The organism is Lysobacter sp. A421 (assembly GCF_054052145.1).
Genome location: NZ_JBSVRL010000001.1, coordinates 810,917 through 824,756, shown reverse-complemented (window position 1 = coordinate 824,756; position 13,840 = coordinate 810,917). Strand labels below are relative to the sequence as shown.

Annotated in this window: 9 protein-coding genes; 4 read left to right on the top strand and 5 right to left on the bottom strand. The window is 64.3% G+C overall.

The window, feature by feature from the left end:
* Nucleotides 1–18: 18 nt before the first annotated feature.
* The 4 genes from ACW7G6_RS03715 to ACW7G6_RS03700 all read left to right on the top strand — a co-directional run bounded on the left by ACW7G6_RS03715 (nucleotide 19) and on the right by ACW7G6_RS03700 (nucleotide 8,269).
* Nucleotides 19–1,200, top strand: a complete 1,182-nt coding sequence (locus ACW7G6_RS03715) for an acyl-CoA dehydrogenase family protein (RefSeq protein WP_456979522.1) — start codon at nucleotides 19–21, stop codon at nucleotides 1,198–1,200.
* A gap of 214 nt (nucleotides 1,201–1,414) precedes the next feature.
* Entirely contained in the window at nucleotides 1,415–6,442 is a 5,028-nt protein-coding gene (locus tag ACW7G6_RS03710) for an NAD-glutamate dehydrogenase (RefSeq protein WP_456997556.1), read from the top strand.
* Between the two features lie 106 nt (nucleotides 6,443–6,548).
* A complete protein-coding gene (locus tag ACW7G6_RS03705) occupies nucleotides 6,549–7,322 on the top strand; it encodes an NAD kinase (protein ID WP_456997555.1) in 774 nt (257 codons plus the stop codon).
* A 41-nt stretch (nucleotides 7,323–7,363) separates the two neighbouring features.
* Nucleotides 7,364–8,269 (top strand): 5'-nucleotidase, encoded by a 906-nt coding sequence (locus tag ACW7G6_RS03700; protein WP_456997554.1) that lies wholly within the window; start codon nucleotides 7,364–7,366, stop codon nucleotides 8,267–8,269.
* A 32-nt stretch (nucleotides 8,270–8,301) separates the two neighbouring features.
* On the opposite strand, the gene ACW7G6_RS03695 is transcribed toward ACW7G6_RS03700, so the two are convergent.
* From ACW7G6_RS03695 to kynU, 5 genes are all read right to left on the bottom strand, one after another.
* Nucleotides 8,302–8,859, bottom strand: coding sequence for a DUF2939 domain-containing protein (locus ACW7G6_RS03695; RefSeq protein WP_456997553.1), 558 nt, complete (start codon nucleotides 8,857–8,859; stop codon nucleotides 8,302–8,304).
* 3 nt (nucleotides 8,860–8,862) lie between these two features.
* Nucleotides 8,863–9,549, bottom strand: coding sequence for a DUF2461 domain-containing protein (locus tag ACW7G6_RS03690; RefSeq protein ID WP_456997552.1), 687 nt, complete (start codon nucleotides 9,547–9,549; stop codon nucleotides 8,863–8,865).
* Complete coding sequence (gene sbcB, locus ACW7G6_RS03685) at nucleotides 9,546–11,021, bottom strand: exodeoxyribonuclease I (protein WP_456979516.1); 1,476 nt, start codon at nucleotides 11,019–11,021, stop codon at nucleotides 9,546–9,548. The genes ACW7G6_RS03690 and sbcB overlap by 4 nt, the downstream gene beginning before the upstream one ends.
* A gap of 4 nt (nucleotides 11,022–11,025) precedes the next feature.
* Nucleotides 11,026–12,435 carry an FAD-dependent oxidoreductase gene (locus ACW7G6_RS03680; protein WP_456979515.1) on the bottom strand — a complete coding sequence of 470 codons (1,410 nt, stop codon included), beginning with the start codon at nucleotides 12,433–12,435 and terminating at the stop codon, nucleotides 11,026–11,028.
* A 103-nt stretch (nucleotides 12,436–12,538) separates the two neighbouring features.
* Nucleotides 12,539–13,813, bottom strand: coding sequence for a kynureninase (kynU, locus tag ACW7G6_RS03675; RefSeq protein WP_456997551.1), 1,275 nt, complete (start codon nucleotides 13,811–13,813; stop codon nucleotides 12,539–12,541).
* Between the last annotated feature and the right edge of the window lie 27 nt (nucleotides 13,814–13,840).

Here is a 13,840-nt window from a genome sequence, read left to right as displayed (position 1 = left end):
GCTACAATTGCAGCATTCGTGACCAGCAGAGGTATCAGCGTGGATTTTCGTTTCAGCGAAGAGCAGTTGATGATCCAGGACGTCGCGCGGCGTATCGCCCGCGAAAAGATCGCACCCAGCGCGGAGCACCACGACCGCACCGGCGAATTTCCACTGGACAATATCCGTACCCTCGGCGAGAACGGCCTGATGGGCATTGAGGTGCCAACCGAGTACGGCGGCGCCGGCATGGACCCGATCTCCTATGTGTTGGCGATGATCGAGATCGCCGCAGCCGACGCCGCGCACTCCACCATCGTTTCGGTCAACAACTCGTTGTTCTGCAACGGCATCCTCAAGTTCGGCACCGAGGAGCAGAAGCAGCTCTACGTGCGGGCGATCGCGGAGGGTAAGGAGATCGGCGCGTTCGCGCTCACCGAGCCGCAGTCGGGCTCCGATGCCACGGCGATGCGCTGCAAGGCGACCAGACAGGCCGACGGCAGCTTCGTGGTCAACGGCAAGAAGAGCTGGATCACCTCCGGGCCGGTCGCAAAGTATTTCGTGCTGTTCGCGATGACCGATCCCGACAAGGGCGCGCGAGGCATCACCGCTTTCATGATCGATGGCGAACGTACCGGCTTCCATCGTGGCAAGACCGAGCCGAAGCTGGGCATCCGCGCCTCGGCCACCTGCGAGATCGAGTTCAACGATTACGTAGTCCAGGCCGACGAAGTGCTGGGCGCGGAAGGCGAAGGCTTCAAGATCGCGATGACGGTACTGGACGCCGGTCGCATCGGCATCGCCAGCCAGGCGATCGGTATCGCCCGCGCGGCGTACGAGGCCACCCTGGACTACGTCAAGGAGCGCAAGGCATTCGGCCAGCCGATCGGTGCCTTCCAGATGACCCAGGCGAAGATCGCCGACATGAAATGCAAGCTCGACGCCGCCATGCTGCTGACCTTGCGTGCGGCGTGGCAGAAGGGCGAGTTTGACAACGGCGGGGCGCGTTTCAGCAATGAGGCTGCGATCGCCAAGCTGACCGCGTCCGAGGCGGCGATGTGGATCGCCCACCAGGCGTTGCAGATCCACGGCGGCATGGGCTACTCCAAGGAGATGCCGATCGAGCGTTATTTCCGCGACGCCAAGATCACCGAAATCTACGAGGGCACCAGCGAGATCCAGCGCCTGGTGATTGCGCGCAACGAGACTGGCCTGCGCTGACATGCAGACCCGGCATTTCCATAACTGTCGTTTGATCGCTGCCTTCCATGGGCAGCGCGGCTGCGATCGCCGCGATATCCCGATCGTTGCAGCTGGCAATGGGGTCCGTTTACGGGTCCCGGACGCTGCCTGCATGCCATTTTCTGTCTACTGATTCCCGAGCCTTGGCCCACGCAATTGCGTGGGCCTCACTGCATTTGGACCCAAAGATCGCATGAGCACTCAACGAAAATCCCCCGCGCGCGCCACGCCCGGCAAGACCTCCACCAGCAAGAAGGCCGTCGCGACCAAGACCGCAAAGACCGCGCCGCGCAGCCCCCGCGACAAGAGCGACGGCGTGACGCTGGAGCCCATCCTGGCTGCAATCCGCAAACGCTTGCCCAAGGCGCAACATGCCGAGGGCGAGGCCTTCGCCAAGGCCTTCTACCAGCGAATGGGTGATGACGAGCTGCCCAAACATACTGCTGAGGGCTGGGCGGCACTGGCTGCCGACATGCTCGATTTCGTGCGCAAGCGCAAGCCTGGCGTGGCGTTGGTGCGCCTGTTCAACCCGACCCGGGCCAGTCATGGTTGGGAATCGCCGCACACGGTGCTGCAGATCGCCAATGACGATATGCCGTTCCTGGTCGATTCGGTGACCATGTCATTGGCCGAGCAGAACATCGGCTTGCATGTGCTTGGCCATCCGGTCATCCAGGTCTCCCGTGACAAAACCGGCAAGCTGGTGAAAGTGGGCGAGGGCGAGCCGGAATCAATGATGCACCTGGAGCTCGACCGCCTGCCACCCGAGGCGATGCCGGAGATCGAGAAGGCGGTGCAAGGGGTGCTTGCCGATGTGCGGGCAATCGTCAGCGACTGGGCCGAAATGCACGGCAAGATGGTGTCGGTCGCCGACGACCTGACGGAACGAAAGCTTCCGGTCAGCGAGGCCGGTCGCGAAGAAGGCCAGCAGTTCCTGCGCTGGGCCGCCGACGACCACTTCATTTTCCTGGGTTACCGCGAGTACGACGTGGTCGACCAGGGCGGCGAGGACCTGCTGCGCGCCGTCAAGGGCAGCGGGCTGGGCCTGCTGCGCGGCAAGGACACGGGCAAGCCACGTGCATTGGCCACCCTGGCCGCGCATTACATGCCCCATTCCGGATCGGTCGATGCCCTGATCCTGACCAAGACCAATGCGCGCGCCACCGTGCACCGTCCCGGGTACATGGACTATATCGGCGTGCTGAGCTTCGACGACAACGGCAAGCCGACGCGCGAAGAGCGCTTCCTGGGCCTGTATACCTCCAGCGCGTACACCCGTCGGCCGTGGGACATCCCGCTGGTGCGCGAGCGCCACGAATACGTGATGAAGCAGTCCGGCCTGGCCGAAGACAGCCACAGTGGCAAGGCGCTTCGCCACATCCTGGAAACCCTGCCGCGCGACGAGCTGTTCCAGTCCTCTGGAGAGGAGCTGCTGAAGACCGCCCAGGGCATCCTCGGCTTGCAGGAGCGCGTGCGCAGCAAGCTGTTCCTGCGTCGCGACCGTTACGGCCGGTTCTTCTCCGGACTGGTCTACATTCCGCGCGAGCGCTTCAACACCGATGTGCGCCTGCGCATCGAGGCGATGCTGAAACGCGTCTTGCACGGCGAGCGCGTCGACACTACGGTGCTGCTGGGCGAATCACCGCTGGCCCAGTTGCACTTGCTGGTACGACCGAAGACCGGCCAGTCCGGTCCGGGTGGGATGGTGAAGGTCGATAACGCGGCGATCGAGGTCGAGTTGGCGGAAATCGTGCGCAACTGGCGCGACGACCTGGCCGAGTTGCTGGTGCAGCGCCACGGCGAGGAACGCGGCCTGAGCATCGCCGAGACCTACGGACGAGCGTTGCCGGCAGGCTACATCGAGGACGTGTCGGTGGCGGTCGCGGCGGACGACGTGGAGCACCTGGCCGCGCTGGACGGTCCCGACGACCTGCGCCTGAGCCTGTATCGTCGCAGCCCGGGAGCTGGCGGGTTGCGCTTCAAGTTCTACCGTCAACGCGAGGACATCTCCCTTTCCGATGCCCTGCCGCTGATGGAAAACATGGGCCTGCGGGTGATCTCCGAGCACCCCTACCGGATGTATGCCGGCAGCAACCTGATGTATATCCAGGATTTCGAGGTCGAGACCAGTAACCCCAATACCGATATCGAGGGCGTCGGTGAGAACTTCGAAGATGCATTCGGGCGGATCTGGCGCGGTGATGCCGAGAACGACGGCTTCAACCGCCTGATCCTGGCCGCTGGCCTGACCTGGCGCCAGGTGTCGGTATTGCGTGCCTACAGCAAGTACATCCAGCAAGTGGGCGTGCCGTTCTCACACAGTTACGTGGAAGAGACCTTTGCCCGCTATCCGGCCCTGGCGCGCTTGCTGGTGGAGTTGTTCGAAGCCCGCTTCGATCCTTCCACCGGCCGCGAGTCGAAGGCCGAGGTCAAGGCGGGGATTGAGCGGTTCAAGGACCAGCTCGGACGCCTGTGCGGGAATGACCAGGCCTTGCGCGCCGCGTTGGAGCCGGTTGTCAGCGCACGAAGCGGCAGCCGGGACGTCCAGTTGGACGCCACCAGGACGGCCCTCAAACTGCTGCTGGACCAGGTTTCCAGCCTTGATGAGGACCGCATCCTGCGCAGCTTCATGGGTGTGATCGAAGCAACCCTGCGCACCAGCTATTACCAGGATGGTATTGGCGGCGCCGATTGTGGCTACGTCGCCTACAAGTTCGATTCCGCACTGGTCCCCGACCTGCCCAAGCCGGTTCCGTATCGCGAGATCTTCGTCTACGGTCCGCGCGTGGAAGGCATCCACCTGCGCTTTGGTCCCGTGGCCCGCGGTGGCTTGCGCTGGTCGGACCGTCGCGAAGATTTCCGTACCGAGGTACTGGGCCTGGTCAAGGCGCAGATGGTCAAGAACACCATCATCGTGCCGGTCGGTGCCAAGGGCGGCTTCATCGTCAAGCGTCCGCCGGCCGATCGCGCCGAGCTGCAAGCCGAAGGCGTGGCCTGCTACAAGATGTTCATCAACGGTTTGCTCGACATCACCGACAACCTGGTGGACGGCAAGGTCGTGCATCCCGATGACGTGGTGCGTCACGATGATGACGACCCGTACATGGTGGTCGCCGCCGACAAGGGCACCGCGCGCTTCTCCGATACCGCCAACGCCATCTCCGCCGACCATCACTACTGGATGGGCGATGCATTCGCGTCCGGCGGTTCGGTGGGTTATGACCACAAGGGCATGGGCATCACTGCCCGCGGCGCGTGGGAGTCGGTCAAGCGCCACTTCCGCTCGATCGGGGTCAACACCCAGAAAGAAGACTTCGTCGCGGTGGGTATCGGCGACATGTCAGGTGACGTATTCGGCAACGGCATGCTGCTGTCCAAACACATTCGCCTGGCGGCCGCGTTCGACCATCGCCACATCTTCCTTGATCCGGATCCGGTGGCTGCGACGTCGTTCAAGGAACGCCAGCGTTTGTTCAAGCTGCCCGGCTCCAGTTGGGATGACTACAGCCGGGACCTGATCAGCAAGGGAGGCGGCGTGTTCCCGCGCAGCGCCAAGTCGATTCCGCTGACCGCGCCGGTCAAGGCCGTGCTTGGCATCGACCCGGACGTCGAGGCAATGAGCCCGAACCAGTTGATGAGCGCCATATTGAAGGCGCCGGTCGACCTGCTGTGGAATGGCGGCATCGGCACCTACATCAAGGCCAGCAGCGAGTCGCACGCCGATGTGGGCGACCGCGGCAATAATGGTTTGCGTATCGACGGCCGCGATGTGCGTTGCAAGGTGATCGGCGAGGGCGGCAACCTGGGCATGACCCAACTGGGGCGGATCGAAGCGGCCCATGCCGGCACCCTGCTCAATGCCGACTTCATCGACAACTCGGCCGGGGTGGGTACCTCGGATCGCGAAGTCAATATCAAGATCCTGCTCAATGAGCTGGTGAAGTCGAAGAAGCTGACCCTGCCGGCGCGCAACAAGTTGCTGGCCTCGATGACCGAGGAGCTGGCCGGACTGGTGCTGGTGGACAACTATCGCCAGAACCAGGCGATCAGCCTGATGGAGCGCATGAGCGCGCCGCGGTTGGGCTCCAAGCAGCACTTCATCCAGACCCTGGAGTCGCAAGGCCTGCTGGATCGCCAGATCGAGTACCTGCCTTCGGATGCGGAACTGGCCGAACGCAAGGCCCGCGGACAGGGACTGACCCGGCCCGAGCTGGCCGTACTGTTGTCATACAGCAAGCTGGTGTTGTTCCAGCAACTGGTCGATTCCAGCGTACCGGAAGACAAATACCTGTCCAGGGAACTGCTGCGCTACTTCCCCCAGCCATTGCAGGACAAGTACGCCAAGGCGATGCAGGACCACCGCCTGAAGCGCGAGATCATCGCCACCGCGGTGACCAACTCGATCGTCAACCGCATGGGCGCCACGTTCACCCTGCGCATGCAGGAAGACACCGGCCGTTCCGCCGGCGAGGTGGCCGAGGCTTACAGCATTGCCCGTGAGGCGGTGGATGCGCGGGCGCTGTGGGCGCAGATCGACGCGATGGATGGCAAGGTCCTGGAATCGGTCCAGATCGATGCCTTGCAGACGATCTGGAATTTGCTGCGTTCGGTTTCGCGCTGGCTGCTGTCCCGTCCCGGCCCGATGCCCGAGATCACCACGGCGATGGCACGTTTTGGCGACGGCCTGAAGGCGGTGCATGCGGCATTGCCCGACACCATGTCCCCGGTTCGCCAGGAGGCCTTCAACACCCACCTGGCCGAGTGGAAGGCCAAGGGTGTGCCGGGCGCATTGGCGGCACAGCTGGCGGCGCTGCCGGCACTCGAGTTTGGTTGCGACATCATCGAGATCGCCAACGCACGCAAGTTGTCCCCGGTGGAGGCATCGCAGGCGTACTTCGACCTGGGTGCGGCATTGAACCTGCCCTGGTTGCATGAGCAGATCGATGCGTTGCCAGTGGACGGTCGTTGGCAGGCGCTGGCGCGGGGGGCTTTGCGTGACGAGCTTGCGACCCAGCAACGCGTCCTGGCCAGCCAGATTCTTGCCAGTGGCGGCAAGAAGCCGGCCGCATCGAAAGTGGCGGCCTGGCTGCAACGCGACGACGCCAGCCTGCGCTTTGCCCAGTCGATGCTGGATGAGTTGACTACCCAGAAGACCCTGGATTACCCGACCGTCTCGGTCGCGGTACGTCGGCTGGCGCAGGTAGCCGCAGCCGGCGCGTAAGCGGTTCGTTTGATGATGCACACGCAGCGGCGGCCTCAGGGCCGCCGTTTTTTCTGGTCATGACACCACTCGCGCTATCCTGCAGGCGATCCTTCCGGAGCCGCCGATGACCGCGACATCCCGCATTGCGTTTCTTGCCAGTCCCACCGCCGAGGCGCAAGCGGTGTGCAAACGGCTGGCCGCGATTCACGGCGACCATCCGCCCGAGCAGGCCGACACGCTGGTGGCCCTGGGCGGTGACGGTTTCATGCTGCAGACGCTGCATCGCCACGGCGGACTGGACAAGCCCGTGTACGGGATGAAACTGGGTTCGGTCGGTTTCCTCATGAACCACTGCCAGATGGACGGGCTGATCGAGCGCATCCATGCCGCCGAGCCTGCCGTGCTACGGCCGCTGGAGATGGTGGCGCACACCGAGTCCGGCGTGTCGGTGGGCTCGCTGGCCTACAACGAGGTATCCCTGTTGCGGCAGACCCGGCAAGCCGCGCACCTGTCGATCGAGCTCAATGGACAGATTCGCCTGGAGGAGCTGATCTGCGATGGCGTGCTGGTAGCAACCCCGGCGGGGAGCACCGCCTACAATTTTTCCGCGCTTGGGCCGATCCTTCCGCTGGGGGCGAACGTGATGGCGTTGACCCCGATTGCCGCGTTTCGGCCGCGGCGCTGGCGAGGTGCGGTGCTCAAGGCCGATACCGAGGTTCGCTTCCGGGTGCTGGATCCGTACAAGCGGCCGGTCAGCGCGACCGCAGATTCGCACGAGGTCCGCGACGTGGTGGAGGTCACCATCCGCGAATCGCACGACCGCACCGTCACGCTGCTGTTTGACCCCGAACACAACCTTGAGGAGCGGATGCTGGCCGAGCAGTTCATCAGTGGATGACGGTCTCATCGGCTGCGACGGGGATCGCGCACAATGGCGTCATGCCAGACCATGTTGACCCGTTGATCGTTGCCATCTCCTCGCGGACGCTGTTCGACCTGGAGGATGGCCACGCCTTGTTCGAAAGTCAGGGCCTGGAAGCCTACGCCACGTATCAGCGCAGCCACGAAGACGATCTGCTGGAGCCCGGCGTCGCGTTTCCGCTGGTGCGCAAGCTGCTGGGACTCAACGATGGCTCACCACCGGAGGCGCCGCGGGTCGAGGTGATCCTGATCTCGCGCAATTCGGCCGACACCGGATTGCGGATCTTCAACTCCATTGCGCACCACGGCTTGTCGATCCAGCGTGCGGCATTCAGCAATGGCGCGCCGCCGTTCCCCTATATCCGCCCATTCGGCGCAGATCTTTTCCTGTCCACCCATGCCGAGGATGTGCGCAATGCGCTGGCCGCCGGGGTGGCGGCGGCGACGTTGTTGCCGGCCAAGGCGCTGTTGCAGCGACAGGACCAACTGCGCATCGCGTTTGATGGTGATGCGGTGATCTTCGGTGATGAGGGCGAGCGGGTATCGCGGGAAGGAGGCCTGCTCGCGTTCGCCGAGCATGAGCGCAGCCATGCCGGGGAGCCGTTGTCGGGTGGGCCATTCCGCGGTTTCCTGGATGCCTTGCAGCGCTTGCAGAAGGCCTTTCCGGCGGGAGAAGACGCGCCGATCCGGACCGCACTGGTAACGGCACGCTCGATACCGGCGCACGAACGGGTAATCCGCACCCTGCGCGATTGGGGTATCCGTCTTGACGAAGCCCTGTTCCTGGGTGGTCGCTCGAAAGGACCTTTCCTGGAAGCCTTCGGCGCCGACATTTTCTTCGACGATTCCGAGCACAACATCGAATCTGCGCGTGGACTGGTTACCGCCGGTCACGTCCCGCATGGGGTTGCCAACCCGTACTGACGGCAGTTCGAGCGCGCGAACTGCGTCGTCGTTCAGTAGTGCCGCATTTCCGCGCCGTCCAGGGGCAGGCGGATATCGGTCAGCTTCCAGCGCAGTCCATCCCGGGTGAGGACAAACCGGATGGGCTCGCCGCCGTCTGAGTGGACGGTGGCAGTGAAGCGCGATGGCGACTGGAACCGGTAGCTGGGTTCGCGCAGCGGGTTCGCCGGTGGCTCCGGGGTGAAGGCATTGTCGCCGGTATCGCCGGCGATCCGATGCCAGGTGCTACGGCCTTCAAGCAACGCGGCCAGTCCCGCCGGGCTGACCATGGTGTCGACGGCCACCCCCGCCATGCCGCTGGCCATGCGTGTGGCGACCGCGCCCAGCAGGCTGGACTGCAGGTCCGGTCCGGCCCGACGCACCACGTAATCGTCGATTTGCAGCTTGAGGTTGCCGCGCAGGACCGGGAAGTCGACATGTTTGTCGAGCTTTGCCATGTTTTTGGTCTCCACCGCGTCGCGGATGGCGCTATACGCCAGGTACGGGCCGGCGGCGACATAGCCCAGCAACACAATCGCGAGCAGACCCGCCAATACAAGCAGCTTTCTCATGACTCAGAACTCCAGGTCGACGGCGGCGCACAGGTAATCGGTGAAGCCGGCCAGGCCGGTGAGGTCGGTCTTGAGGGTTTCCAACAGGTCTGGGCCCGTGACCACGCTGTCCTCCAGTGCCCGCGAACCGATGAAATTCTTGCGCCGCAGGTCCTGGGCAGACTCGAACTCGGCGGGGAAACCGCGCGGCATCCGTATCAATATCTCGCTGTCGTCCAAGGTGAATCGCTTGCGGAAGCTTGTACCGTGCGCGGCGGTCTGCCAGCCGGCGGGATTGTCGAGGATAAAATTGCGCACGCGGCGCAAGGTGTCCGACTCGGGGTGCCACAGGCCACTGCCGACGAAGCAGCGGCCGGGCTGTATGTGGATGTGGAACGACGGCGCTTCGATCTGGCGGCTGCGTTCGTGGAACAACTTCACCCCTTGCCAGGTCTTGTAGGGCGACTTGTCACTGGCGAAGCGGGTGTCGCGGTGGATGCGAAACAGCGAGCCGCCGACTTTCCGGCTTTCGGCGCGGTAATGCGGACTGATCTCGGCCAGCACGGGTTGCAGATCGTCCAGCAGGCGCTGGAACGGCTCGCGTACATGCTTCTCGTAACGGGCCTTGTTGGCATGGAACCAGTCGCGTGAGTTGTTGCGTGCCAGACCACGGAAAAACGTGAAGGTGTCGGGACTGAAATAGGCGTTCATGGGGGTGCGGTGGGCGGCGGCGTGCCGGCAGGCGACAAACTGCGTTCGATATCCTGACGCCACTGGTCGATCTGGCCCAGCAACGCCAGTCGAGCTGGATCAGCCGAGTGCTGATCGCGGAGGCTTGCCAGCTCGGCATCAAAACTGGCGAAGCTGTATTCCGACAATCCCGACCCCGATTGCAGGCGAGAGCGGCGATAGTCGTCCCAGCGGATGCGTTCTTCGGCATCGAGATGCTCGGGGAAGTTGCGGGCGCGGTAGCGGAACAGCAATTCCGGCAGACGTGGGTCGCGGAAGTCGAACCTGCGCGCGCCCAGCGCTTCCGGGGCCGTGTTGCGGATGTCGGAGAACAGCCGTTTGTCGGCGCCATCGACAAACCCGGCGTACAGGCTGGCATCGACGTCAGGGGTGTCGAACTCGCGTTCGCGCGAGAACACGGCGCGTACCTTCTCCACCAGGTCCGGGCCGGCGTCGCGCAAACGCCGGGCCCGCTGCTCGGCCAGTTCGCGGTCGATGCCCAGGCGCTCGAAGTCGGTCGGCCGCAGGTGATCCCAGGCCGACAGGGCCGGGCTGCGGTTGAGGTGGATCTCCTTCAGCGCGATGCGCTCCACCCCCTCGGGCAGGTCCGCCGCACGTACATACAGCCGTGCGGCAATCGTGTCCGCATCCAGCGTGAGCAATGGCTCGGGGTCCTGGGTCAGGTCGAATACCAGGACCCGGTTGTCGATATGCGGATGTCGCGCGAGCGGGATCACCGGTGCGGCGCACAGGCGGCTGGCGGGGAAGCGCTGGGATACATTCAACACCGGCGTCATCGCAACCACGTCGAGCAGGCTGGCGGCATGGCGCTTGTCGCGCAAACGCAGTGCGTAGTCCCACAGCCGGGGTTGGGCGGTCTTGAGTTTGCGGGCCAGGCCGATCAACGCGCGCACGTCTGACAGTGCCTCGTGGGCATCACCCTCACGGACATGGTTGGCTTCAGCCAGGTGCTCCAGTTTGAACGAGGTGGCGCCGTCCTCGCGCTTTGGCCAGACCAGGCCTTCGGGGCGAAGTGCGTGGGCGAAGCGGAACACGTCAAGTAGATCCCAGCGCGAATTTCCGCCGCGCCATTCGCGCTCGTAAGCGTCAAAAAAGTTCCGGAAAAAGCCGTGTCGAACGAACTCGTCATCGAAACGCAGCGAGTTGTAGCCGAGCGTGCAGGTTTCCGGGCGCGACATTTCGTCGGAGATCAGTGCCAGCGCATCACATTCGCGCATCCCTTCATGCAGCGCTTGCTGTGGGGTGATGCCGGTGATCAGGGTTGCGATGGGGGAGGGCAGCAGGTCGTCCGCGGGCTTGACGAAGATACTGATCGGCTCTTCGACCGGGTTGAGGTCGGCGTCGGTGCGGATCGCGGCGAACTGGGCGATACGGGTCCTGCGAGGATCGGCGCCGAAGGTTTCCAGGTCGTAGAACAGGAACGTCGCGGGCATCGAGTCAGTCTTCCGGCGGCAGTGGGGGCAGGCGTGCAACGACGGCGGCATCGACGACGTCCCAGTCCAGGCCTTCGAGGTTTTCGCGGCCGCGGGTCAGTTCGACCAGCAATTCGCGTTGCAGGTTGCCGCGTTCCAGGGCCAGTGCGTAGGGCATGTGGCGGAAGGTGACCATCGCGTAGCGGGGCACGAAGCGGGTGGGGTGGCGCTCGGCCAGCCGGTGTTCGAGCTGGCGCTGCAACAGGTAATCCTCATCGTCGACGCGGTCGCGCATCTCCAGATAGTTTTCCAGTGCCATGTGCTGGATCGCGCGGGCATTGGGCAGGCGTTCGGCCTGGAAGCCGGCGAAGGCCTCGGCACGGTCGTCGGTTCCAGTGAGGTGTTGCGCCAGGGACACGCAGTCCTCGAACGCGCAGTTCATGCCCTGGCCGTGGAACGGGACCATGGCGTGGGCGGCGTCACCGATCAGCACCGCTCGGCGGTCCAGATGCCACCGGTCGAGATACAGGGTGCCCAGAACCCCAGTCGGGTTGTTCTCGAAATCGTGTTCCAGCTTCGGAATCAGGGCCGAGGCATCCGGGAAATCACGCTCGAACAACGCCCGGGCATCGGTGCCGGTACGAATGGTGTCGAACCCGGGAACCTCGCTCACCGGGTCGGCCGGGTCGGCGGCAGCGCGGTTAGGCAGGAACAAGGTCACGGTAAACGTGGACTCGCTGTTGGGCAGCGCGATGCACATGTAACGCCCACGCGGCCAGATGTGCAGTGCGTGGGGTTCAATCTGGAAGCCCTGGTCCGGACCGGGCGGGATTTCCAGTTCCTTGTAGGAATGGTCGAGGAACTCGCTGCGCTCGCCCAGGTCGGTGGCAGCAGCCATCGCCTGTCGCAACGATGAGCCGGCTCCATCGGCACCCACCAGGGTCTGGAACGGGATCTCCCGGACGAGGTCACCACGATCGTCGCCAAACCGGGCAACGCGGTTGTCGAAGTCGACGCTGTCGAGCCGATGGTGGAAGTGGATACGGGCGCCGGCCTGCTCGGCGATATTCAGCAGGACCTCGTTGAGCTGGCCACGATGGACCGACCAGATCACCTCGCTGTCGTCGCGACCATAGCGCTGCAGGTCGACGTGACCATCGGCGAAATGGACCATGCGCCCGCGCATCATCACCGTCTGCGCCATTACCGCGTCGTCCGCATCGGCTTGTCGAAGCGCATGGCGTCCGCGCTCGGCCAAGGCGAGGTTGATCGACCGGCCACGCTCGTAGCCCAGTTCGCGCAGGTCGCCGCGCTTCTCGTAGACGTCGACTTGCCAGCCGCGCCGGGCGAGCAGGGTGGCGAGAAGGGCTCCGGCAAGGCCGGCGCCAACAATGCTCAGGTGTCTTGTGGAGTCGGGCTGGTCGAGGTCTGACATTGGGGAATGCTGCCTTTCGAAGCGGTCTGCCGTGATTGAGTCGCGGGGATGGCGAGTTGGATAATGCCGGCCCGGGGTATGGGAAATGCGCTGGTTTTTTTGGTCAGCGTGTTTGCTGCCAGGCGTGCACGCCCTGGGCAAACCGAAAGACGTCCTGATGGGTGTTGTAGAGCGGCGCCGGCGAGATGCGGATCACGTCGGGCTCGCGCCAGTCACCAAGCACTCCGTTGGCGGCCAGATGATCGAACAATGCGCGGCCCTGTTCGCGACCGCCCCGGACCCGGATCGACAACTGGCAGCCGCGCTGCCCGGGCTCGGTGGGCGTCAGTATCTGCAACACGTCGCCAAGGCGCTGGTTGATCAGCGACTCCAGGTAGCCGGTCAATCGCTGCGATTTTTCGCGCAATGCGTGCATGCCGACCCGGTCGAACAGATCCAGCGACGCGCGCAGCGGCGCCAGGGCCAGAATCGGCGGATTGCTCAACTGCCAGCCCTCCGCGCCGGCCGTGGGCACGAACCGCGGACCCATCTGGAAGCGTGTCGAGGCCTCATGGCCCCACCAGCCGGCCATACGCGGAACGCTCGCGTGGGCATGGCGCTCATGGACGAAGCAGCCGCCGACGGCCCCAGGGCCACTGTTGAGGTACTTGTAATGGCACCAGACTGCGAAATCGACCCCGCTGTCGTGCAACGCCAGCTCGACATTGCCGACCGCGTGAGCCAGGTCGACTCCACACATCGCGCCCGCGGCATGGCTGAGGCGGGTGATTTCGCCGATGTCGAAAGCCTGGCCGGTGCGATACTGCACGCCGGGCCACAGCACCAGTGCCAGGCGATGGCCGTGCTGGGTGATCGCCCGCTCAATCGCCGCCATGGAGAACACGCCGCCGGGCTGGTCGGCCTCCAGTTCGATCAGCTCGGTTTCGGGGGCAAATCCGTGCAGCGCAATCTGCGAGGACACCGCATAGCGATCCGATGGAAACGAGCCGGCCTCGATCAGGATTGCCGGTCGCTGCCGCGTTGGTCGGTAGAAGCTGGCCATCATCAGGTGCAGGTTGGCGGTCAGCGAGTTCATCGCGACCACTTCCTCGGGCTGGGCGCCAACGATGCGCGCCAAGGGCTCACGCATCAGCTGGTGGTAGCTCATCCATTGTGAATTGCCGCTAAAATGGCCTTCGACCGCTTCCATCGACCACTTGTCCAGCACGTCATCGACCTGGGCGCGCACGCCTCGCGGCTGCAGGCCAAGTGAGTTGCCCACGAAATAGGCCTGGTCACCGCCTTCGTGCTGCGGGATATGGAACTCGTCGCGCAGGCTCGGCAGCGGATCGGCGGCATCGAGCGCCCGGGCATGGTCCGGGGATTGGATATCGGTCACTTGGTCAGGGTCCTCGAAGAAGGAAGG